Below are 21,382 nucleotides of genomic sequence, written 5' to 3'. Positions count from 1 at the left end.
ACAAAAAGAGCAAGAAGTTGGACTTCTTACCCTTAGCTTATACCTTAAAATCAATAACTATGGTCAAGTCTTCTCGCAAAAGTTTTTTCACTCGACAATGTTTATCAATATAGGCTGACAACTTATCTTGCTCGCTAGCCTCTAAAGCCTCTGGCAAATTGACTCTGACCTGAAAAAAATCTGTCTCATAGCGACTATCCACCGTAACAGGAACCTGTTTTTCCTTGTGATAGCGATAAAAGTAGCCCTGAAGACACATGGTAATACAAGCTACTAGGGCTATATTTAACAAGCTCATCGGCGTTTCACCATCCTTGGTTTGACCAAACAACTCAACAGATGTTCCGTAACCTTCTGAACGAACTCGGTAAAGGTCTTGTCCTATTATTTTAGTTTGATACATCTCATCCTACTTTCCAAAATGAAGTCGTTTGGCTAAACGTTCAATGATAATAGAGCCAACTAAGAGTGAGGCAAATTCTCCCAAGGCAGTTGTTAACCAAGTCAATAAGAAAGGCACCTTAGCGAGAATGGTTAATTCAGCTGCGACTGTCACCATAGATAGCGCAAAAAAGATTGAAAAATAGAAAAATGCCTTGTTAAATAGACCATTAAAGACACGCTCGTTGAGATAGCGATGGAATAGCTTAACACCTAAATGAACAAAAATTAGTGTTGATAAACCACCAACCAAGACGTCAATCAGACCATAACTGTAAAAGTTAGCAATCATACAGCCAAGTGTCACGGCATAAAGGTATTTGCGATGGTAGAAAGCTAGAAAGTTAAACATTTCAGCAACCCGAAATTGATACGGGCCATAACTAATCGCATTAAAAGGTGGAAGAATTGTCAAGACGATGTAAAGAGCCGCAATCAATGCAACATCAACATAGTCACGTGTGGTAAGTCGTTGTGTCATTATTATCTCCTTTAGTGGTAAAATCCACGTTTAATATGCTTGGTGAAAGGATAAGAAGCACCAAGGGTTGCCTTGCAACTCGCTCATTATAGCATAATTTAACAAAATATGATAGAGTAGAAATATGAAAAAATTACTACAAACTGAAGCTATTAAATATTTGATTTTTGGTGTTCTTGCTACTGTGGTTTACATGCTGACACGAGAAATCATTTTTTACCTAACCCAAGAACCAATTTTATCAGCCATTGTGGCCAATATCACGGCAGTGCTTTTTGCTTTTGTCACCAATGACCTTTTTGTTTTTAATCAAGCACATCAAGGTCGTCTTAATCGCTTTGGTAAATTCCTTGGAGCTCGCCTAGCTACCTTAATCCTTGATTTATTCTTGGCTTGGTTCTTTGTGACTGCTTTTCCACAGATTATTGGGCAATTTGTCAACGATAGCATTCTTTGGGTTAACCGAATTGAAACACTATTTTCTCAAGTCTTTATTATTGTTTTGAATTACTTCTTGAGTAAATTCTTTATCTTCAAAAATAAAAAACAAACAGAAAATCTCCACTAAACCAGTGGAGATTTTTCTTAATGAAGCAAACTTTAATTTTCGTCCTGCCGAGATTGGATGAGGGTTTTCACGTCTCCTCGACGAGCCTCGAGTTTGCCTTGAGAAAGTTTTTGTGTGGTGGCATTAAGAACAGCTCCTAAAATCAACACACGGGCTAAAACCATAAACCAAACCATAATCACAAGTGCAACAACAGAACCAAAAACCTTAAAATCACTCAACCTGTCCAACTGCTTACTCACATAAAAACCAATCATATTATTTAAAAAAAGTAGAACAAAGCTAGTCAAAAAAGTTCCTGGTAAAATATAGCGTAATTTTTTAATCTTGACATTGGGAAGAATAAAATACAAAGAGGCAATTCCCATCCAAACCAAGATGGCAAGCAATGGCTTGGTCAAGGTTAAGGCTAAATCAGCTAAATCTCCCAAAGGATAATGACGATTGATAACTTGTAAAATAGCTTCTGAAAATGTTGTCAACATCAAGGCAAAGGTCAAGAGAAAGAGAATCAGTAAGCTAGTTAAAATACCAATCAAATGGCTGATAAAAAAATCTCGATTATCTGCCGCTTCATAGACCTTATTGACTGCTTTTTGGAGAGAACTCAGACTTTTCGTCATGGTCCAAAATCCTGTCAAACTCGCCAAACCTAAAATACTACCCGCAGGCTTTGAAAAAATATCAACCACCAAACCCTTGGTCATTTGATAAATTTGTTCTGGAAGATTTTCCTCCATCAAGACCAATAAATCAGTTAGATTGATTGGTAAGTAGGGAAAAATGTTGGCTACGATAATCAACAGTGGAAAGACGGTCAGCATAAGATAATAGGCAACTGCCACACTAGACAGCTCCATTTCGGCACTTTGATAATTGGCTATAAAGACTTGTAAAGGCTGCCAAGAAAGGTAGCCTTTAATTTTATTCAATACTGTTTTCATCGATAGTCTAGTAGGTTTTTTCTTGACCCTGACTGGTTAAAATTTTTGGACCATCTTTAGTAATGACAAATTGATGTTCATATTGGCAAGACAAGCCACCATCTAAGGTCTTATGAGCCCAGCCCGTTTTCAAATCTGTATCAATTTCCCAAGTCCCTGTGTTAATCATAGGTTCAATGGTTAAAACCATGCCTTCACGCAAACGTAAACCACGACCTGCTACACCATAATGGGGAACTAAGGGATCTTCATGCATGGTTGGGCCAACGCCATGACCAACCAAATCACGAACAACACCATAGCCACGACTTTCAGCATAGTCTTGAATGGCTGCACCAATATCACCCAAACGGTTACCAACTTGTGCTTGTTCAATCCCTCTATACAGGCATTCACGCGTCACTTCCATCAAGTCTTTAACGTCATCAGACACTTGACCAACCGCATAAGCCCAACAAGAATCAGCCAAACCACCTGTATAAGACTGGGTATGTTGTTTCATCAAAGTAACATTATCAAAATCAAGTTTAGAAACATCTAAAACCGCTTTATCTAAGGGCTCACTCAAGACCATGTCCACCTTGAGTAAATCTCCTTCTTTTAAGATATAGTGACGAGGAAAGGCATGAGCAACCTCATCATTTAAGCCACAACAAGTGGCATAAGGGTAGTCCATCAGACTTCCTTCTACTCCAATTTGCAAAGGTAGAACATTTTCTTCCTTACAACGTTTACGAACAAATTCTTCAATAGCCCACATATCCAAGCCTGGTTTGATGAGTTGACGTAGAGCGATATGAATGCCTGTCAAAACCTTGCTGGCACGCTCCATAGCTTCAATTTCACGGGCTGATTTAATGGTAATCATCTAAAATAAACTCCTCTAAGTTACTTTACTGGTTATCATGGCTTTGGCAACTAATGTCTCATCAATAAAGATAGACAATTCAATGATATCTTGCCTTGTTGCCATACTAAGATGAGGCTGAATGAAAAGTTTGCTGCCTTGTTTCATCTCTTCTAACCAGTATATCATCATTTGCTCAATAATGATATGTTTTTTTCCGGCATCTTCCATAATTTTCTCAGCTAAGTCATTAACCGCAAGCAGTAAAGTAGCTTTCGACCACTCTCTTACTGAGTCAAAAAGGGAAAAACCATCTTTTTCTTGCAACCATGGAAAGTCAACAACAGAACGAGAGGAAACGATAGAAACTGACCCAGTCCAGTCTAAACTATCCATCACTTGTTTTCTAGTCACCAAGCCTAACAACAACCCCTTATCATCAACGACAGGTAAAAAAGCGAAGTCTTCTGCCACCATTAACTGCCCAATACTAGCTAAACTATCTTCCAGTTCTACACAAACAGGGTATTTCGTCATTACTGTTTTTAAGAACGCTTCTTGAGGGTAGGCAATCACATCACGCAAGCTAACCACCCCAACCAAATTTCCCTCTTGGTTAACCACTGGAAATCGCACACGTTTAGTCGTCTTTTGCAACTGAAAATAATCAGTAATGCGGTCTGTTTCATGTAAATAGCCATAAGTTTTCTTACTTTGATAAATATCAGCGACATGGCAAGTTTTCATAGGAAGATTTTGCTTAATAAAGGCTTGATTAATCAAACTAGCTAGGGTAAATGTATCATGTGAACTAACCAAAAGGGGTAAACCCAAAGAATTAGATAGCGCTTTCATTTTTTCAGAAATAGAATAGCCCCCCGTTACTAAAAGGGCATTGCCACTCTCTAAGACCAAGCTTTGAATGTCCTCACGATCACCAACAATGACTAAATTACCAGGTTTCAAATATTTATTTAACCCCTCAGTTGTCATGGCACCAATTAAAAACTGATTAAAACGTCCTGATAAACCTGCCTGACCAGCAACCACTTCTGCTCCTGTAATCGCCACCACATCTGCAAACCGTAATTGACTAGGGAAAAACTTGGCTTGACGATCAATTCTCACGGTACCACTACGATGATGGGTTTCAACTAGACCACGATTTTCAGCCTCCTTAATGGCACGGTAAGCTGTGCCCTCACTCACTTGTAAACGATTGGCAATCCCTCTGACACTAATGCGTTTGCCTACTTCTAGCTGCGTCAAATAATCTAAAATCTCTTGATGCTTACTCATAATAGTAATCTCCCTTTGTCATGCTAAAGAGCTTATAGGACTTGATTTGGCGGTTGTAACGATCACTCCCCTTGAATTGTTTCAGATAACGAAAACCTGCCTTTTGAGCCACATGTTGACTGGCCACATTTTCAGCATGGGTGATGATGAGCAATTCTGTCAGCAAAAATTCTTGAAAGGCAAGAAAAACCAAGGTTTTTAAGGCTTCGGTTGCATAACCTTGCCCCCAAACCTCTCTATCAATAAAATAACCCACTTCTGCTCGTTTTTCTTCTGGATTGATTTTTTCTAAGCGGATTGAACCAAGTAACTGATTGTTTTGTTTGTCTTCAATCGCCCAAATCCCCAAAGGATGTTTCAAAAAATCATGCACCAAAAGGTAATCACTCTCTTTTTGTGTTAGGGGAGCAGGAAAAATAAACGGCAAAGGCTCTTTTTGACCACTAATAGCGAAAAAAGCTTGTGAATCAGCAAAGGTAAAGGGGCGTAAAATCAATCGTTGTGTTTCAATCAAAGAAAATTTAGCCAAAGATGTCCAGATATCCATGTTTTCATTATAACAAAAAAAGAGAATTTTGTGTCTTTTTTCACAACATTTTAAACAAAAAAACTAGAACTTGTCTAGTTTTCATCTTATAACAATTGAACAATCAAATCTGTCACTTGATCTTGCTCAATTTGAGGTGTGATTTCCGTCACCTTAATTCCTGCCACAGCTCGAGCAACCAAACCCTCTACATCCAAACGTGCCTCATACTGCTCGACATTTTTCAGTTTTGGATTGGTTTTAGGACGATCTGGAGCAAAAATCGTACAACAATCTTCAAAGGGTTGAATTGAGATGTCAAAGGTATCAATGGCTTGAGCCAACTCAATAATTTCCAATTTATCCATGGTGACCACTGGACGAATGACTGGCGTGTTGGTTACCGCATTGATGGCTTGCATGCTTTCCAAGGTTTGACTAGCAACCTGACCAAGACTTTCACCATTGACAATAACCATGCCTTGACGTGCTTCACGAATGGCATCGGTAATTCGCATCATAAAGCGACGAGTCAAAGTCATCAGATAGGCTTCTGGTGTTTTTTCCTTAATTTCTTCTTGAATTTCAGTAAATGGTACCTCGATAAACTGAATATTACCACCAAATTTAGTTAATTGACGTGTCAAATCTTGAGCTTTTTTCAAGGCTCCTGGGCTAGTATAAGGAGGGCTAGCAAAATGTACCGCTTCAATTGCTACACCACGTTTAAGAGCTAAATAGCCCGCTACTGGTGAATCGATGCCACCTGATAACATCAGCATGCCACGACCAGACGTCCCCACAGGAAGTCCGCCTGCCCCTTTGATTTCTTCGTGAGAAAGATAAGCTGCATCGTCACGAATTTCAACTTTAAGATTGACATCAGGAGTCTTCATCTGAGCTTGAATTTTTGGCAAAACCTCAAAAACTGCAGCTCCTAAAAGTTGATTAAGATCACGACTATCTAATTCAAAACTGTGATCACTTCGCTTGGTTGAAATCTTGAAGGTTAATCCCTCATGATACAGGTCTTGCATAATAGTTTGCACAGCTTTTTTCAAAACAACAAGGTCTTTTTCAACCTTATAAACCGGAGAGAAAGCTTGAATACCAAAAATTTTGGTTAAATCTTGAGCCACCAGTTGATAATCTGTTCCATTAAGATAGATGTGGGTCCGATCTCGTGTTGCCCTAATACTAATATCAGGATAACAACTTAGGACATGTTGGATATTACGTCTTAATTGGTTAATAAAGCGCATACGGTTTTTACCCTTGGTGGATAATTCACCATAACGTACCATAATTTCAGCGTATTGCATTAGTTTCTTACCTTTCTTGTCTGCTGATAAATATCGCTAAAAGCTGTCAAAAACTGCTCAACTTCTTCTGTTGTCGTATCATAATCAAGACTGATACGAATAGCAGTTTCTGCTTCTGATTGTGGAATCCCCATGGCAATCAGTGTTCCTGCTGGTTTACCCGCTTTTGAGGAACAAGCACTGGTTGTAGAAACATAAATTCCTCGTTCTTCAAAAGCATGAACCAAGACTTCTCCACGCAGCCCTTTCAAGCCAAAGGTCAAGACATGCGGGGCAAAATGTTTGATACCTGAAAAAATCTGAACATCTTCAAATGTTGCTAGGCGTTCTAACAGGTGATTTCGCAAACCAACAACCTTTTCAAAGTCTGTCAAACGGTTCATGGCTAGACGCAAGGCCTTGGCTGTCGCAGCAATACCTGCCACATTTTCAGTGGTCGAGCGTTGATTATTTTCTTGACCACCACCAGTCAATAGCGGGGTTAATTTTTTACCTTTTTTCTGATATAAAAAGCCTACACCTCTGACCCCGTGGAACTTATGGCTAGAAAATGACGCAAAGTCCACACGTTCTGTCAAAAAACTAGCCACTGGTAACTTGCCCAAGGCTTGAACGGCATCCACATGAAAGGCTACAGTTGGTCTATTGGCCAAGACATCACTGATTGCCTGAATGGGCTGAATACTACCAATTTCATTATTAACAGCCATGACTGACACGAGAATTGTATCTGGTCGGAGCATTTGTTCCAGAGCTTCTACCTTCACAAAACCTGTTCGATCAACAGGAATAAAATCAACTTCAAAGCCCTGTCCTATCAGCCACTTAGCTGACTCCTTAACAGCAGGATGTTCAATGTCTGATACCAAGATGTGCTTACCGTATCTTGCCTTTTCAAAAGCCAAGCCCTTAATTGCCCAGTTATCACTCTCTGTACCACCAGAAGTGAAGAGGATTTCCTCACTTGATTTGCCTAAAAGACTAGCCACCTGTTGACGACTAGCTTCTAGTAATCTTGTTGCTTCTTCTCCCAAATGATGTAGGCTAGACGGATTGCCTATTAACTTTGACGCAACTTCATGATAGGTTGTCAGCACCTCTGGATCTGGGCTCGTTGTTGCTGCATTATCAAAATAAATCATAATTCACCTTTTTAATTTCAATACCTACCATTCTACCACAAGATAGACTGAGGCTCAACTTAGTTTATCTTGGATGACTTAGTCAATAGTCCCAAATCATATTTCCAAGCCAGCACTCGCTTGACCGATTCATCAATGCGTTTTTCTGTCAACTCTCCCTGTTCAATTTTTTCCAAAACATAAGGAATCTGACTTTGATAAGCCGAACTCATGATCATATCATTGCCTGCCAAGATCGCTTGATAGGCTGCTTCTTCTTGACTGATAAAATCAGCCAGACCTGCCATATCAAAATCATCGGTAATTACAACCCCATCAAAGCCTAAATCTTTCCTTAGTAGTTGATTGATTTTTGGTGAAATGGAAGCGGGTACCTCATCAATCTGAGTTAAGATATTATGAGTCACCAAAACACTGTCTGCCCCTGCCTTGATACCAGCAGCAAACACTGTCAAATCATAGGATTTAAGCTCTGTCAGACTGCGATTGTCCCAAATCATACTGGTATGACTGTCACCATTATCCCCATAACCTGGAAAATGTTTCAGCATTGAACCAAACTTATCCTTTTTCATTTGCTCAACTAGTTGCCTGATATAAGTCCTTGTTTTCGACAAATCAGCCCCCAAGGTACGATAATAGATAAAGGAATCACTATATTGTGCAATATCTGCCACAGGATAAAAGCCTGTCATAATCCCAACTGACTTCAACAAGTTAGCCTTTTCTTGACTATCTTCTAAAACCATTGGCAGACCACCTTGTTGATAAAGGCTCATTGGAGATTGAAAGGGAGTGTCCAAAATAGCAGAAATCCTAGTCACTGTCCCCCCTTCTTCATCAGACCCCACCAATAAGGGAATCTTACTTGCCTCTTGAAAACGATCAGTCAGAGCCTTGACACCATCCAAGTCCAACCCCTCATAATCACGAGCAAAAAGCATATAACCACCCAAACCATAGGTTTCCAAGTCTTCCAGGGCATTATAGACAGGCACTCGAGCAAAAAAGAGCTGACCAACCTTTTCTTCTAGGCTCATCTGTTTGAGCAAACGTTCGATTTCTTTTTCCTTTTGAGATTGCTGAGTAACGTCTTGATTGGCTGATTTTTGAGGACTAGCACTGGGCAATACTGCCGCATAAACCAGCAGTAAAAAGGTAAACACAAGTGCCAAACCTATCCTAATATCAATTATTTTTTTCATCATTTCATTATATCAAAAAACTGTGTGCCAACCCAGAAAAACAACCGATAACTTAGGCTTTTAATGGCATTTTTCATCAGAAAATCATATAATAACAGTAAGAAAAGGAGCTAATTATGACTACACAGTATTCACGAAAAGAAAAACAACGTCATGCTAAAACCATAGAGCCTACCAAGCATATCAAGACTGGTTTTACTGCCTTACAAAAAACGCTAGCTTTAATCGGTAGTGTCTTGAGTATCATCGTTGCTTCAATTACCATCAATAATGCCTTAAACGCCAATAAAACAAAACCTGAAACCGAACAGACCACAACTACTGTTATCCAATCTAATCCAGACAATACTGACTACAATAGTCAAGTTATCCCAAATAACAATCAAGCAACCACATCAACTGAAAATCTAGAAAATACCTCAGTATCAAGTGATATTTCTGAAACCGTACCTACATCAGCAGTTGAAACACTGCCAGCAGCTAGTCAGACAGAACCTAGTCTTAGTCAAGCAGACACCCCAGGGCAATAAAAGACTTACCATTTTTATTGGCAAGTCTTTTTTCTTATCTCATAGTGACAAATTCTTCAGAACCAGTTGGGTGAATCGCAACGGTCTGATCAAAATCAGCTTTGGTAGCTCCCATTTTAATCGCAACAGCAAAGCCTTGAATCATCTCATCAACTCCGTAGCCAATTCCATGCAGACCAATCACCCGTTCATTAGGACCTTGACAAATCAATTTCATCAAACAAGCTTGACGATGATCCGTTACAGCCGTGTACATAGACGTAAAGCGAGAACGGTAAACCTTGATGTCATCTTTTCCATATTTTTCAATGGCTGCTTCTTCTGATAAGCCAACCGAACCAATAGCTGGGTGGCTGAAAATAACCGTTGGCACATTGTCATAATCCATTTTTTCATCTGGTTTATGGTTGAACAAACGCTCAGACAGACGGCGACCTGCCGCAACAGCAACTGGGGTCAACTCCAATTTACCCGTCACGTCTCCTAGGGCATAAAGACCTGAGACTGCTGTATTTTCATAAGCATCAACCTGAATATAGCCTTTCTCATCAAGGACAAGACCTATTTTATCCAAACCAAGATTGGCTGTATTAGGACCACGACCAATTGCCCAAATAATCGCATCCACTGTTTCTTTACGTCCATCAGCCAAATGAAGCGTCAAACTACCATCACTTGCTTTATCAACCTGCTTTGGTTCAGCAAAAGTATGCAGGGTAGGCCCATCTTCAACCATTAAATCAACTAATTGGTCAACAATCTCCTTATCAAATGAACGTAAGGGACAATCTTGTCTGACAAAAAGATGAGTTTCACTGCCCAAGGCATGAAGGACACCAGCCACTTCAACGCCAATATAACCAGCCCCCACAACTGCCACACGTTTTGGTAATTGATCCAATTCAAAAAATCCATCGGAAGTCATCCCATACTCAGCACCTGGAATATCAGGAATAAGCGCATGACCGCCTGTTGCAATCAAGATATGAGGTGCCGTATAAATTTTTTCACCGACCTGTACACGTTTGACATCTACAAATTTGGCATAACCTTGCAGATAAGTCACACCATTGTGATTCAGACCATTTTCATAAGACTGATGAATCCGATCAATATAGGCTTGACGATTGGCTTTCAACTGCTTAAAATCAAAATCAATATTTTCCCCACTAAAACCATAAGAAGACGCATAACGGTATAATACATCCGCTACCTGTGCCCCATACCACATGACTTTTTTAGGGACACAGCCACGGTTGACACACGTTCCTCCCAAATCATTAGCTTCAATCAAAAGCACCCTAGCTCCGTACATGGCTGCACGATTAGCTGAAGCGATACCACCACTGCCAGCACCAATGACGATATAATCATAAGCTGTTTCCATTTCTTTCTCCTTATTTCTTTTTATTTTACCTTATCATAAAGACTATAAAATCTCAAAAATCTACTATGACTAAAAAGTTAGGACAAGCCTACTCAAATGCTCTCTTTAGAACACTAAAAATCAGGAAGGATAACTCCTCCCTGTTTTTTTATTTCACAAGATCATGAAGTGGTTTAAAAATGATACGCTCAATATCGGTCATGTAAACAGATAGACGTTGTTGGGCATCAAAATAAACTTTCAAAGTAGCATTTCCTTCAATTTTTTGTCCAAGAGCCTGCATGGTTTCTTGATCTTCTTGCGATGGCATTTGACCAGACTGTAATAAACCTTGCACACGATCTTGCACTTGAGTAAACTCATCCCAAAGAGCTTTTGCTTGACTATCTTTGGCAATTTCTTCCTTAGCTTTAGCGACATCTTGATATTCTGGCAAACTACGGATACCACGTTCCAACTCATTGGCTAAATCATAAACATTAACTGACATATCGTCTCCTTTATTTTTTATTGATTAACTTGTATTGTAAATACTTTAAGATAATTACTAGAGGGATCAGCTGAATTGACCCTAAAATCAACTGGTAGTTGCTGGAGAGCCAGATACTGATGGTTTACACCTACTAATCCCTTATCTAATTGTTTTCTAAATTGCTCAACTGACACATTACTGGCATTGGTTGAAGCGATAATCAAGCCACCTTTGTTCAGTAAGGGCAAAGAATCCTCAATCAAGCGATAGTAATCTTTGGCAACTGAAAAGGTTCTTTTTTTGTTACGAGCAAAACTCGGTGGATCAAGCACAATCACATCAAAAGTCAATCCTTTTCGTTTGGCATAGCGAAAATAATCAAAGACATCCATAACAACAAACTGATGATGTTCAGTGTCTAAGTGATTGGCAACAAAATGAGCAGTGGATAAATCACGAGAACGCTTGGCCAAATCAACTGACGTTGTGGAACTAGCACCGCCCATGGCTGCAGCTACTGAAAAAGCTGCTGTATAGGAAAACATGTTCAATAACGTTTTGCCTGCTGCTAACCCATCTACTAGACTGCCTCTAACCTCATGCTGATCCAAAAAGATTCCTGTCATCAAGCCATCGTTCAGAAAAACTTGATAACGAACACCATTTTCTAACACATGAAAAACATCTGGTGCTTCCTGTCCATATAGGTGGGCAGACTCATAGTTCAAACCTTGAAATCGAATTTTTTCATAACCACCTAGTAAGTTAGGAAAAACTGCTCTAAAAGCCTCAACAACCACTGGAGCCAAGGTATAGACAAAGTCATTATACCATGAAAACAAAGCATAGTCACCATAACAATCAATGGTTAGACCACCAAATCCATCTCCCTCTTGATTAAATAGACGGTAAGCTGTCGTCACGTTTGACTCCAGATAAGACTGACGTCTGACTTTAGCTTGCTCAAAAAGCTGACAGAAATAATCCCTATCCAAATCAATCAATTGCTCTGACAAAAACCAACCCAATCCCTTATTTTGCTTGGCCAAATAAGCCGTGCCCAACAATTGATTATTGGGATCATAAAGACTGACAACTCCATCTTCAGATGGAAGGCGAGGGAAATCTTTTTCTAATAAAAGACATCTTCCTTGTTTCAGTTTTTGAGCGGTCTGTTTACTTACCTGTAACGTTTTCATATTGTTATTATACATTTTTCCAAATCATCCTGCAACTTCAACACCTATCAAAAAAAGGTTAAATCGTTGATTTAACCTTTTCTTTTAGAAAGTAATTGTTTCCCGTGTTTTTTCATAAGATGAAACAAAACGATCGGTAACTCCTGGTTCAACCAGCTCCAAAGCATAAGAAATTTCTTCAAAGGCTTCTTGGTAGGCATAATCAACCTCAAACAATTTCAAGGCATGTTCAAAGCTGTTTTGAACGCTTGGTTCAAAGCTACGGTAGCGATTTGAATACTGCAACAACTGTTCAGTCAAGGTAGCCTGTTGGACTACTTGATAGGCTGTTTCTTCCAAATTAAACATGGCAGATTTGGCAACATCAAGTAAGCGACCAATGGTTTGAATATCCATTCTACCTCGGCTAAGCTCTTCCATCAAAGCTTCAAGCTGTGAACTGGTTGTAAAAAAGACACTTAGGAAATCTTGAGGGATACCTGGAAGATTACGTTTTTCCATATAACGTTTAATTGTATGCAATCTATTAACATACATATCAACGCCCTGACACGCTTCTTTTTCTGTCTGTTCAATTTTTTTCAAATCCTCAAAAACCTCTAGTTGCTCTGCCTCAACATCAGACAAGGTTTTCATGCTGCGAGTCAACAAGACTTGTAAATCGGAAAAAGGTAATTCCTGCTCTTCAAAATTATCAAGCGTTGGCTTAATTGCCTCGTCAATCTTCGTCACTTCCGTAGCAAAGTTACGAATTCTTGCACTATGATTGTCATTCAAAATGTATTTTCGAGATAAACGAGCCAATTCTGTTTCTAATTTCTCGTTATTTCCTTTTACATGAGCTAGATAATCTGGAATAACCTTGATGTCTTTTGTCACCTGCTTATGGGCTTGAATTTCTTTTTCAAAGGTATCATAAAGACTATCAATCTTGGTTTGAATCTCCTCGTTTTCTGAACGAGCACGGTTCAAATCCAAGGTCACCAATTCAGATGCGTTACTCCTAATGGCTTCACGAATTTGACGGAACTGGCTTTCAATGTCTTTTTCAGCAAAATGATAATTTTCTTCCAAAAGACGACCATAACCATTTTCCAGATCATCTAACTGATCAAGGAAGTCATCTTCTAACTTAGCAACAATAGCTGGAATTTGTTCTGTAATTTGACCCAAAGCAATCGTGTGTTCTTCTGCTCGATCAAGAATGACTGAGGCTTCCAAAGGATCCCCTGATGAATTTAGGGTAACAAATTGTGAAAATTCTGCTTCAATATTGCTTAATTGCTTTTGAATTTCAGGCATGGTTGACCCAAAATTGTCTGAATTTTCCTTAATAGATTCTTGTAGATTTTCATATAAATCAAGAGCATGTGTCACACGCGCACTGTTTTTTTCTTCTTGTTCACAAAGAACAGTCAAGCCATCACGAATAGCAGTGATATCTTCTTCAACTAAATCTAGCTGACTCTCAATTCTTGTGATTTCATTTTTGGCTCGAATAAAGTTAAAACTATCATTAAACTTTTCAACCTGAAGGGCGCTGGCATCCACTGTCGCCAAGGAATTTTCGGACAAATCTAACCATTTTTGTTCCCATTCCTTAAAATTAGCCTGACTTTGACCAACTAAATTTAACTGCTTGACCGCTTGTATTTCTTCATTGACTGGCAATGAAAAAAGGGTCTGTTTTCTTTCTTCTAATTTTGCAATCAGCGAGTCATTACGCTTTCGAATAATAACGCTAATTAGGTAAACAATAATGACAACTAGCACTATGGCTACCATTAGCAAAATGATTCCGCTAGACATTCCCTATCTCCTTAAATATTTGTTTTTCACTCATCAGACGACAATAAGCCCATTATAACACACTTGAATCTGATTTTCAAAATAAGCTGAACTAGATATCCAAGGTACTATAAATCGCATTTTCTTCGATAAATTCACGACGTGGTTCAACCTTGTCCCCCATCAACATATCAAAAATGCGATCAGCCTCTGCTGCATCATCTACTGAAACTCTGGCCATCAAACGTCTTTCAGGATCCATCGTGGTTTCCCAAAGCTGATGATCGTCCATTTCTCCCAGACCTTTATAACGTTGAACAGTCGGTTTTGAACGACCTTGACTATATTGGTCTAAAGCCTCTTTCAAATCTTGTTCTTGATTGGCACCAGGCTGAATGTAGGCCTTAATCTCACTACCGACCTTCACTCCATAAATTGGTGGCTGGGCGATATACACATAACCTGCTTCCAAGATTGGTCGCATAAAACGATAAATCAAGGTCAACAATAAGGTACGAATATGAGCACCATCAACATCGGCATCGGTCATGATGACTAATTTTTGATAACGGGCTTTAGCCACATCAAAATCAGCACCGAAACCAGTTCCCATAGCAGTAAATAGACTTCTGATTTCCTCGTTAGCTAGAATTTTATCCATGGTGGCTTTTTCGACATTCAAAATCTTACCACGGATAGGCAAAATCGCTTGAAATTCACGATTACGGCCAGACTTGGCTGAGCCGCCTGCCGAATCCCCCTCAACAATGAACAATTCGTTTTGACTTGGGTCATTTGATGAACAATCTGCCAATTTACCAGGTAGATTGGAAATTTCTAAACCAGATTTCTTTCGGGTCACTTCACGCGCGCGCTTAGCTGCAATCCGAGCTTTACTCGCTAAAATCCCTTTTTCGACAATCTTTTTAGCAATTTGTGGATTTTCTAATAAAAAGCGACTAAAGGCATCACTAAACAAACGATTAGTAATCTTGACCACTTCTGAATTACCTAGTTTCGTCTTGGTTTGCCCTTCAAACTGAGGATTGGGATGTTTAACAGAAATAACAGCTGTCAAACCTTCACGCACGTCTTCTCCTGTTAGATTATCGTCATTTTCTTTTAAAATCTTATTTTTTTTCGCGTAATCATTGATGACACGCGTCAGAGCCGTCCGAAAACCTTGTTCATGAGTTCCACCTTCATGAGTATGGATGTTATTGGCAAAACTAATCACCGTTTCATGGTAGCTGGTAGTGTATTGCATCGCCACTTCGACCGAAATTCCCTCTAGCTCACCATCTGTATAAATCGGAGATTCAAAAATAGTATCTTTATTGGAATTGATATAGTCAACATAGCTAACAATACCACCCTCATAGTGAAATGGTTTCACTTGTTCCTTACCGGAACGCTTATCTGCAATAGAAATCCTCAAACCACGATTAAGAAAGGCCAACTCTTGCACACGCTTAGCTAACTTATCAAAATCATATTCCGTTGTTTCTTTGAAAACCTCTGGATCTGGCGTAAAATGAACGGTTGTTCCTGTACGGTCTGTCTGACCAATCACAGCCAAATCAGCAACAACTTGCCCACGACGGTATTCTTGGAAATAAACCTTACCATCCTTATAGACTTTAACATCTAGTTGGGTTGACAGGGCATTAACCACTGAAGAACCTACTCCATGCAGACCTCCAGAAACCTTGTAACCACCACCACCAAATTTTCCTCCGGCATGCAAGACCGTAAAAACCGTTTCTACTGCAGGACGACCTGTCTTTTCTTGAATATCGACAGGAATTCCACGGCCATCGTCAATGACGGTAATGGAGTTATCTTTCTCAATAATAACTTCTATCTTACTGGCAAAACCTGCCAAGGCCTCATCAATCGAGTTGTCAACAATCTCCCAAACAAGATGGTGCAAACCCTCTTTAGACGTTGAGCCAATATACATTCCTGGGCGAACACGAACAGCCTCTAAGCCATCCAAGACCTGAATTTGACTGGCATCATATTCTTTGGCGAGATCTGCCATTTGTTTCTTTTCTTCTGTCATCTGAACAACCTTTTTTCCTGATAGTTTTACTGTTTATTATAGCATATTTTTAATAAAAATCATAGTGTTTAGTAAGAAGTAGCCACAAAAGCTTGATATTTTCTACAATGAAAAACTGACTACCTAAAACAAGTAGTCAGTTACAAATTTAGTTTCCTTTGAGTAGCAAACGTAGACTATTTAGTAATACAAGTAAGGTTGACCCTTCATGTAGTGTCACACTGGCCACCACTGAGAGATTACCAAAGAAAGTTAAGCCAATAAGTAGAAAGACAACGAGCATTGAAAAGACAATGTTTTGTAAAATAACGTTTTTTAAACGTTTCGATACTTGGTGGGCTTCCATCAGTTTCAACAAATCATTTTTCATCAAAACAACATCTGCTGTTTCAATCGCCACATCTGTTCCTTCTCCCATGGCAATCCCAATATCCGCCGTTACTAAGGCCGGTGCATCATTCACTCCGTCACCCAACATAGCTGTCAAACCATAGTTGGCTTGTTGAGTTTTGATAATCTCAGCCTTTTGCTCTGGCATGACATTAGCAGCGATGTCTGCGATCCCCAACTGACGTCCAATTGCTTCACCAGTCAGTTTAGCATCACCTGTAATCATTACCGTTCTCACGCCAGCTTTATTGAAATAATCAATGGCTGTCAAGGCACTTTCTTGAGGCACATCTTGAATTGCAATAAATCCAACGACTTGATTATCAATAGCCACCATAACAACCGTACGTCCTTGACTCTCTTCTTCCTCTTTAACCGTCAACCAAGTTTGAGAAATTGTTTCAAATGAACTTGGCTTGGCAATGCGGTAACGATACCCTTGATAATCTGCGATAATCCCTTCTCCAAGGCGAGTTTCGATCTCCAAACTTGGCACATCTACCACTAGATTAGGCATAAAATAATTCACAATAGCCGTTGCAAGAGGATGGTTGGATTGCTGCTCCATACCAACCAAGATAGCCTGTAATTCGTCATTACTCACCACATCTTGCTCAAAGCGATAGTCAACCACCTTTGGTTTTCCTTCTGTCAAAGTACCTGTTTTATCAAAAGCAATTGCTTTCAAGTCACTAAGGTTAGACAGATAAGCCCCACCCTTAAACAAGACTCCTTGACGAGCTAGGTTAGAAATGCCTGCTAGGGTCGCTGGCACTGCAGAAACAGCCAAAGCACATGGCGACGCTGACACCATAAAGGTCAAACCGATTGAGAAAGTCTTAGCCAAGGTCCAGTTAAAGACCAGTGGCCCAACAAACATCAAGGCAAGAAACACCAAAAGGACAATATTCACATAAACTGGTTCAAAAGCTCGAATACGACTTGCCGTTGGAGATAGGTTGCTTTGAGAAGCCTCTACCAGTTGCAAAATACGAGAAAAAACCGTGTCTGAACTATCCTTGGTCACTTCCATGACAAAGGTGCTGTTACCATTTATGGTTGAACCAAATACCGTATCACCCACTGTTTTTTCACGTGGAATTGACTCACCATTGATAGTAGATTCATCAATGCTTGTCGTTCCTTCAATGATTACCCCATCCGTTGGCACTTGACCACCATTCAACACCTGAACACGATCTCCGATTGCCAACTGATCCACCGGCACAACCTCCACATTACCATCACCAGATAGACGGCGTGCTTCAGTTGGATTTAATTGTAGCAATTTAGTGATTTCACGTTGGCTGCGTCCTTCCACATATTCTTCAAGGAAATGAGCTCCCGCAAAGATAAAAATCAACAGTGCTGATTCGGTCGCCTCACCCAGTAAAACCGCTCCAATGGCTGCTAAAGTCATCAAAATATGTGTATTTGGAGTGAATTTTCCTTTTTCCTTAGTTTTTTGAATGGTATCTTCAATTCCCTCCCACATAACATGGTAGCCTGACACCAACATAGCAACTGTTGAGAAAATCGCCTTAACCGTATCACTAACAGGTAATAATAATCCTAGAATAAAAATACCAATACCAACGAAAAACAAGACCATTGGTGATACTTTTAGCTTGCTATGGCTATGTTTATGGTTGTGATTATGTTTATGACTATGATTGTGATTATGTTTTTTCTCACTCATAAAAATTCTCCTTTAATCGAATAGCTTGGAAAAGCTTTCTTGATTTGTTATACTCTTATTATAAACTATACTGTAAAGGGAAGGTCAAGCATTTTATGGCAGATTTTCAACATTTTTTAACCATTGGTCAGTTAAGTAAATTTTCAGGCATTCATGTCAAAGCCCTACGCTACTATGAAAAAATCGGCATTCTATCTCCTAGTCATATTAACCAAGACAATGGTTACCGCTACTATTCTCATTCTCATATTCCTTATGTTGCCTTGATTAAGATGTGTGCGGATTATGGCTTGCCACTCAAGGATTTCAACAATTATATTCTTGACGCAGACACCATTGACATGAGCAAAATTATTCAAGAAGCTAGGGAGAAAATTACACAAATCGAAAAACAGGTTGAAAAAGACAAGGCCTATCTGCAAAATCTTCAAGATCAACTCCTACTATCTGAGCAACTTGACAAGACCCACAAGTCCCATTTGCAAGATCAAAATGATGACTTTCTGCTTTTTGATTTTCAAGGAAAAATCCTATCGGCTAACTACCACCAACAGGCTCGCCAAGCCTTACTCAAATTAGAAGAACAAGGCCTCCAATACGACAATCGTCTTGGCTGCTACTACACTTATCAAAATAAGACTTGGCAGCAATATTTAGCCGTCAAAGTCAAGGAATGCTTGAACCAGCCAGAGCGTCTTAGTATTTGCCTTAACCAAAAACATATCCATGCCGAACATATCCATCAGGATCAGATTGACCAACGACTCAAGCAACTACATCGTGACAAGGGCATTCAAAATTTTCTTATTCTAGAAACATTTGAAAATCCCTACCATCTTCGTTTACCACATTTGGAATTGCGTTATATTATGGTTTAGAAGAGTTAACCTAATCAAACTCTAAACTTAAATACATGATATAATAAACTATAACATCTAATCTTACTGATAACATTAAAGGAATACAAATGATCACAAAAGAATGAAATCAAGCAATTTCATTCTTTTTTATCTATTATAAATCTTATAACATCAATACTTTTAGAGTTTTTAATCTAATAAGATTTGATAATAATTATCAACTTTTGGGGCAAATTTGGGGCAAAAACAACAAAAAATTTACTTACTTAAATACTCCCAACATAATCAAGAAACTACTAGTGTTGAATAACACGAATCAAATTATTGTTATAGTAAGGAATATTTATTCTTTATAAAATAAAAAAACCTCGGTTTTAACCGAGGAATTCTGAATGTTAAGTATTTGGATGGTCAGCGTACCCAGCATCTCAGATACCCTTTATAGAGTGCGACAGGAACCTTTTCTGCCCTCAAATATCAATTTTCATTCTTATGTTCTATAACCATTTTATTTGAGTGATTTTTGTCTTTCTAACTCTTGCATATTTTTTGGCTAATGAGCGATGTAATGTCACTAATCTGTAGATACCTTCTTTAGATCTTCTTAATCCTAAAACAGTAACCTCACGCTTATTACCTTCAAAGAAGATTAAATCAAGATTCATTGTGTTACGAGATAAATCTTTACGAATAACACAATAATCTGTTGCCTGATGGATAAAGATATCAATAATAAATGGATACAATGAAATTCTTTCTTTAACTTCTCTAAAATTAGAATTTCCTTTAAAATTTTCAATAATAAAAGTTCCGACAATAATCTGCTCTATCGTCTTACTCGCATAATCATTTGTTAATTTATGAAGTCCTAAAAGATGATGTAAATCTGTAGTTTGAAAACTAACTACTATTTGAGATAGATTTTTGTAATTAGTGGAAACTTGGCATGATTTTCCGACAAATTTTTCTCGATAATCTTCAACAAGGTCTCTTAATTCCACACAAAACTCCACTATAAAATAAAAAAGCACGGAGCAGGTTTCGACCCCTGCTCATAGGTCAACGATTAGTGAAAAGTAATCACTAACTCCCCTTAGTGCTTCTTAGGCTTGTCACCAGGGAACAGTTTTTAAGCTCTGCCAAGCCATATAGCGTGCCTCTGCTATATGTCTATGTCACCATAGATAAATCACTCAGTTTAACGACTGATAGGTCGGAATAAAGGAAAGGGGTACTTACCATTCTTATTCATCCTCATTATGACATATCATATCGTCACCTGTCAAGAAATAGCTAGATAAAATGAGATAAAATAAAAAAGCAGTAGCCATAGACTACTGCTTTTAACCTTTCTATTCTATCACTTAAACGACCCAAACGGTGCAATGTTGCGTCCGTTCTTCTCTTTACCACAAGCGAGATAACGACGCTCTCCTGTATAGCTGACGTAAGAAATCCAAATGTAGCCGTCAGATTGATAAACACTATCGTAGTTGACGGTCATATTCTTACCATAGACTGCTTGAATATCCCCTGATAAACTTGGTTGATTTCGGACATTTAATGCTGCAACTTCTACAGTGAACGTTCCTTTTTCATCTTTGAGCTTTTGTGGATTGCTTGTCATCAACGGTTCATCAATAACTGGTTGAGCTGTGTCATAAGGTGGATAAAACCAACCAATCACACCAGTAAAATCTCGAGTATTATAACGAGCTGGACCGCCAAATTGCAGTTGATCATTGATGCCATCACCATTGACATCAGAATAGCCATCAATGTTTTGTTCAATCGTTCGCATACTATAGCCATCACTATCTTCAATCACTAAACCAGTATGACCAAAACCATGATCTGGCACAGACATGACAAAGACAGCTCCTGTTCGTGGGTTAGCTGCAGTTGGCATATAGTGACACTCAAATTTGTGGCTTTCAGCACTAGCCATCAAATCAATGGCATTGCCCCACAAGGCTTTACCAAAATATTTGGTCGTCACCCAGTTGACAATATCCACACATTGTGTCCCCCACATACCGTCAATATCTGCACCTTGGCCACTATCTGCCAAGCCTTTTGCCCAATTAACAACTTCTACAACACTTGTCATCTTCATATCCTTTCTAAAATTAAAAAACTTATCAGCCACAGGAAGTTCAAAAACTCCCAAATGGCTAATAAGTTACTGACTAAATAAACAATCGCTATGCCTGGCAA

Annotated in this window: 20 protein-coding genes and 1 riboswitch; of the genes, 3 read left to right on the top strand and 17 right to left on the bottom strand. The window is 39.0% G+C overall.

Features of this window, described 5'->3' with window-relative positions:
* Positions 1-37 precede the first annotated feature (37 nt).
* Positions 38-403 (bottom strand): OsmC family protein, encoded by a 366-nt coding sequence (locus FRX54_RS00825; RefSeq protein WP_146460000.1) that lies wholly within the window; start codon positions 401-403, stop codon positions 38-40.
* A 6-nt stretch (positions 404-409) separates the two neighbouring features.
* Entirely contained in the window at positions 410-922 is a 513-nt protein-coding gene (locus FRX54_RS00820; RefSeq protein WP_146459999.1) for a QueT transporter family protein, read from the bottom strand.
* Positions 920-1,018, bottom strand: a riboswitch (PreQ1 riboswitch). It overlaps the preceding gene by 3 nt.
* A gap of 28 nt (positions 1,019-1,046) precedes the next feature.
* Between FRX54_RS00820 and FRX54_RS00815 the strand changes: the two genes are divergently transcribed.
* Positions 1,047-1,490, top strand: a complete 444-nt coding sequence (locus tag FRX54_RS00815; RefSeq protein ID WP_146459997.1) for a GtrA family protein — start codon at positions 1,047-1,049, stop codon at positions 1,488-1,490.
* Between the two features lie 32 nt (positions 1,491-1,522).
* Here the strand turns inward: FRX54_RS00815 and FRX54_RS00810 are convergent, their stop codons facing one another.
* From FRX54_RS00810 to FRX54_RS00780, 7 genes are all read right to left on the bottom strand, one after another.
* The gene (locus FRX54_RS00810; RefSeq protein WP_146459995.1) at positions 1,523-2,434 is read right to left on the bottom strand and encodes a YihY/virulence factor BrkB family protein; all 912 of its coding nucleotides are present in this window, start codon (positions 2,432-2,434) and stop codon (positions 1,523-1,525) included.
* Between the two features lie 7 nt (positions 2,435-2,441).
* Complete coding sequence (locus FRX54_RS00805; RefSeq protein ID WP_146459993.1) at positions 2,442-3,302, bottom strand: methionyl aminopeptidase; 861 nt, start codon at positions 3,300-3,302, stop codon at positions 2,442-2,444.
* A gap of 15 nt (positions 3,303-3,317) precedes the next feature.
* Entirely contained in the window at positions 3,318-4,580 is a 1,263-nt protein-coding gene (locus tag FRX54_RS00800; protein WP_146459991.1) for a DRTGG domain-containing protein, read from the bottom strand.
* Positions 4,573-5,127: a GNAT family N-acetyltransferase gene (locus tag FRX54_RS00795; protein ID WP_146459989.1), complete on the bottom strand. Its 555-nt coding sequence runs from the start codon at positions 5,125-5,127 to the stop codon at positions 4,573-4,575. Before FRX54_RS00795 ends, FRX54_RS00800 begins: the two co-directional genes overlap by 8 nt.
* An 86-nt stretch (positions 5,128-5,213) precedes the next feature.
* Positions 5,214-6,428, bottom strand: a complete 1,215-nt coding sequence (gene thiI, locus FRX54_RS00790) for a tRNA uracil 4-sulfurtransferase ThiI (protein ID WP_146459987.1) — start codon at positions 6,426-6,428, stop codon at positions 5,214-5,216.
* The gene (locus tag FRX54_RS00785) at positions 6,428-7,570 is read right to left on the bottom strand and encodes a cysteine desulfurase family protein (RefSeq protein ID WP_146459985.1); all 1,143 of its coding nucleotides are present in this window, start codon (positions 7,568-7,570) and stop codon (positions 6,428-6,430) included. Before FRX54_RS00785 ends, thiI begins: the two co-directional genes overlap by 1 nt.
* A gap of 59 nt (positions 7,571-7,629) precedes the next feature.
* Positions 7,630-8,775: a glycoside hydrolase family 3 protein gene (locus FRX54_RS00780; protein ID WP_261379604.1), complete on the bottom strand. Its 1,146-nt coding sequence runs from the start codon at positions 8,773-8,775 to the stop codon at positions 7,630-7,632.
* 116 nt (positions 8,776-8,891) lie between these two features.
* Here FRX54_RS00780 and FRX54_RS00775 point away from each other — a divergent pair, with 116 nt between their 5' ends.
* Entirely contained in the window at positions 8,892-9,305 is a 414-nt protein-coding gene (locus FRX54_RS00775) for a DUF6556 family protein (protein WP_146459983.1), read from the top strand.
* 34 nt (positions 9,306-9,339) lie between these two features.
* Here the strand turns inward: FRX54_RS00775 and gorA are convergent, their stop codons facing one another.
* The 6 genes from gorA to FRX54_RS00745 form a co-directional block, all read right to left on the bottom strand.
* The gene (gorA, locus tag FRX54_RS00770; RefSeq protein ID WP_146459981.1) at positions 9,340-10,692 is read right to left on the bottom strand and encodes a glutathione-disulfide reductase; all 1,353 of its coding nucleotides are present in this window, start codon (positions 10,690-10,692) and stop codon (positions 9,340-9,342) included.
* A gap of 148 nt (positions 10,693-10,840) precedes the next feature.
* A complete protein-coding gene (locus tag FRX54_RS00765) occupies positions 10,841-11,182 on the bottom strand; it encodes a YlbF/YmcA family competence regulator (protein WP_146459979.1) in 342 nt (113 codons plus the stop codon).
* 17 nt (positions 11,183-11,199) lie between these two features.
* Entirely contained in the window at positions 11,200-12,363 is a 1,164-nt protein-coding gene (locus FRX54_RS00760; RefSeq protein WP_146460744.1) for a class I SAM-dependent rRNA methyltransferase, read from the bottom strand.
* Positions 12,364-12,447: 84 nt separating this feature from the next.
* On the bottom strand, positions 12,448-14,172 hold the full coding sequence (gene ezrA, locus FRX54_RS00755; RefSeq protein ID WP_146459977.1) for a septation ring formation regulator EzrA: 1,725 nt from the start codon (positions 14,170-14,172) through the stop codon (positions 12,448-12,450).
* Positions 14,173-14,263: 91 nt separating this feature from the next.
* Positions 14,264-16,216, bottom strand: coding sequence for a DNA topoisomerase (ATP-hydrolyzing) subunit B (gene gyrB, locus FRX54_RS00750; protein ID WP_146459975.1), 1,953 nt, complete (start codon positions 16,214-16,216; stop codon positions 14,264-14,266).
* A 148-nt stretch (positions 16,217-16,364) separates the two neighbouring features.
* Positions 16,365-18,218 carry a heavy metal translocating P-type ATPase gene (locus FRX54_RS00745; RefSeq protein WP_261379613.1) on the bottom strand — a complete coding sequence of 618 codons (1,854 nt, stop codon included), beginning with the start codon at positions 18,216-18,218 and terminating at the stop codon, positions 16,365-16,367.
* A gap of 182 nt (positions 18,219-18,400) precedes the next feature.
* Here FRX54_RS00745 and FRX54_RS00740 point away from each other — a divergent pair, with 182 nt between their 5' ends.
* On the top strand, positions 18,401-19,183 hold the full coding sequence (locus tag FRX54_RS00740) for a MerR family DNA-binding transcriptional regulator (protein WP_146459970.1): 783 nt from the start codon (positions 18,401-18,403) through the stop codon (positions 19,181-19,183).
* 479 nt (positions 19,184-19,662) lie between these two features.
* On the opposite strand, the gene FRX54_RS00735 is transcribed toward FRX54_RS00740, so the two are convergent.
* Positions 19,663-20,166, bottom strand: coding sequence for a PBECR4 domain-containing protein (locus FRX54_RS00735; protein ID WP_146459966.1), 504 nt, complete (start codon positions 20,164-20,166; stop codon positions 19,663-19,665).
* A 359-nt stretch (positions 20,167-20,525) separates the two neighbouring features.
* Positions 20,526-21,275, bottom strand: coding sequence for an SH3 domain-containing protein (locus FRX54_RS00730; RefSeq protein WP_146459963.1), 750 nt, complete (start codon positions 21,273-21,275; stop codon positions 20,526-20,528).
* Positions 21,276-21,382: the final 107 nt, after the last annotated feature.

The sequence above is a fragment of the Streptococcus sp. sy004 genome, from assembly GCF_007859205.1.
GTDB lineage: Bacteria > Bacillota > Bacilli > Lactobacillales > Streptococcaceae > Streptococcus.
The sequence above is the reverse complement of the archived record's forward strand: the minus strand, read 5'-3'. Positions and strand labels throughout refer to the sequence as shown.